This is a genomic window from Nocardia sp. NPDC005746, from assembly GCF_040630785.1.
In the GTDB taxonomy this organism is placed as follows: domain Bacteria; phylum Actinomycetota; class Actinomycetes; order Mycobacteriales; family Mycobacteriaceae; genus Nocardia.
The window spans coordinates 1-1,404 of the sequence record NZ_JBEXYE010000049.1 but is presented as its reverse complement, the minus strand read 5'-3'; the positions used below and the strand labels follow the sequence as shown (position 1 = coordinate 1,404).

Genomic DNA, 1,404 nt, shown 5'->3' with positions numbered 1-1,404 from the left:
TCGGCTACTTAAGACTGGTGTCAGGACCTGATCCCGGCCAGGATCTAGTCCAGGTGCCCGGTGAGAAGTTCCCTAATCGGCTGCCCGCCCGCGGTATTGGTGTGGCTCTCTCATGGCTTGCCTCTCGCCGGGCACCGCGCGAGGAGTGGCTGGAAAGGGGTCTGCCCGAGCTCGAAGTAGCGTTGCCCTCCCTCGCCGATAACCCGTCGACCAGGGAGGACACCGATGACCGTCATCATCGGCATGGATCCACACAAACGCTCGGCCACCATCGAAGTCATCGACCACACCGGCAAGATCCGAGCTGTCGGACGATACGGCACCGACAAGGCCGGCTACACCGAAATGCTCACCACTGGCAGGAAATTCGGAAACAGAGTGTGGGCGGTGGAAGGCTGCAACGGTATCGGCCGCCATATCGCCCACCGCCTGGTCCACGACGGGGAAACCGTACTCGACGTGCCAGCGAAACTCTCCGCCCAGATACGAGTATTCGCCACCGGCAACGGCCGCAAAACCGACCCCGTCGACGCCCACTCGGTCGCGATGGCAGCACTGCACTCACCGAACCTGCGCCGTGTCGAACCCGACCCAGACCTGCTCCTTCTGAGCATGCTCGCTGATCGCCGCGACGAACTCGGCCGCGCCCGCACCGAAACCATCAACCGCCTGCACCGGTTCCTGCTCGAACTTTTCCCTGGAGGGGCCGAAAAGTTCTTGTCCGCCACGAAGGCGCGCGCGTTGATCGCAACGATCAAACCACGCGATCCGCTCGGCAAAGCCCGACGCCGGCTGACCGTCGAGCTGATCGGTGAACTCGACACCATCGACCGAAAGATCAAAGCCGCCGACAAAGAGTTGCGCCAACTCATCGTCGACCGCGGCTCGACATTGATGGACTTGGTCGGCATCGGACCCTCCAGCGCCGCAAGGCTTCTTGCTGACACCGGCGATATTCACCGCTTCGCCAACCGGGACAGGTTCGCCTCCTGGAACGGCACCGCACCCCTGGACGCCTCCTCCGGCGAGCAGCAGCGGCATCGACTCTCCCGCGCCGGGAACCGGCGCATCAACCGTGTCCTGCACATCATGGCCGTGGTCCAGCTACGCAATCCGACCCGAGGCCGCCTCTACTTCGACACCCGCAAAGCCGCTGGGAAGACCTCGATGGAATCGATGCGCTCACTCAAACGCCGGCTTTCCAACGTCGTCTACGCCCGCATGCTCGCCGACCAACGACAACGCGAAAAGGCAAGCCCGGGAGGGCACTCGGGAACGACTCTGCAATCCAGCGCGACCGGCCTCACCCCGCACACCGATCCTTCGGAAAAGCCACATCCCGGACCCGCCACCAACAAGGTTAACCCCGCACCCGCAGCAACGCCTTGACATAAAGGGGAGCCA

The 1,404-nt window shown here is 63.5% G+C and carries 1 protein-coding gene; it reads left to right on the top strand.

Annotated elements, in window-relative coordinates:
* Positions 1-225: 225 nt before the first annotated feature.
* Entirely contained in the window at positions 226-1,389 is a 1,164-nt protein-coding gene (locus ABZ412_RS35825) for an IS110 family transposase (RefSeq protein ID WP_357289756.1), read from the top strand.
* Positions 1,390-1,404 lie beyond the last annotated feature (15 nt).

What these genes read in the sequence shown, in the direction of transcription:
- ABZ412_RS35825 (WP_357289756.1), top strand. Translation starts at nt 226, where the DNA reads ATGACCGTCATCATCGGCATGGATCCACACAAACGCTCGGCCACCATC.